The organism is Saccharothrix sp. NRRL B-16314 (assembly GCF_000716595.1).
GTDB lineage: Bacteria > Actinomycetota > Actinomycetes > Mycobacteriales > Pseudonocardiaceae > Actinosynnema.
The window spans coordinates 1-953 of sequence record NZ_JNXC01000092.1 but is presented as its reverse complement, the minus strand read 5'-3'; the positions used below and the strand labels follow the sequence as shown (position 1 = coordinate 953).

Sequence of the window (953 nt, the reverse complement as noted above, 5' to 3'; positions counted from 1 at the left end):
AGCCGACACCACCCACACCACAACATCCGACACCACACCACGCACACCAGGCCGAACAGACCCCACCGACACCACCGGAGCCTGCTCCACAATCACGTGCGCATTGGTGCCACTGGCACCGAAGGAAGAGATCCCGGCCCGCCACGGGCGTTCGACGTCCGGCCACGGACGGGCTTCCGTCAGCAGCTCCATCCGGCCCGCCGACCAGTCCACCTTCGGGGTGGGCGTGGCCACGTGCAGCGTCGGCGGCAGCGTCTCGTGCCGCATCGCCATGATCATCTTGATCAGACCCGCCGCACCCGCCGCAGCCTGGGCGTGACCGATGTTCGACTTGATCGACCCCAACCACAACGGCCGATCCTCCGGCCGCCCCTGACCATAGGTGGCCAACAACGCCTGCGCCTCAATGGGATCACCCAACACCGTCCCGGTGCCGTGCGCCTCAACGGCATCCACATCGGACGGGGCCAGACCACCGTCCGCCAGCGCCGCTTGGATCACCCGCTCCTGCGACGGGCCGTTCGGTGCGGTGAGCCCGTTCGACGCACCGTCCTGGTTGACCGCCGAGCCGCGCACCACCGCCAACACGTTGTGCCCCAAGCGACGGGCGTCCGACAAGCGTTCCAGCACCAGCACCCCGACGCCCTCGGACCACCCGGTGCCGTCTGCGACGCCAAGTGCACCGCCACCAACGACGACGAACACGCCGTGTCCACCGTGATCGCCGGACCCACGAACCCGAACGAATACGCCACCCGCCCGGACACCACGCTGCCGGACGTGCCCATGCCCCAGTAACCGCCCAGGTTCACCTCATCGGTGCGGGCGAGAGCGCTGTAGTCCGAGGTGGACACCCCGGCGAACACGCCGGTGTCACTGCCCCGCAACGCCGTCGGATCGATACCCCCGTCCTCGAACGCCTCCCACACCGCCTCCAACAACAAACGCTGCTG

1 pseudogene is annotated in these 953 nt (G+C 68.6%); it reads right to left on the bottom strand.

The features are described from left to right. Positions 1–953 (bottom strand): annotated as a pseudogene (locus OQ02_RS40650) (beta-ketoacyl synthase N-terminal-like domain-containing protein); the annotation flags it as partial.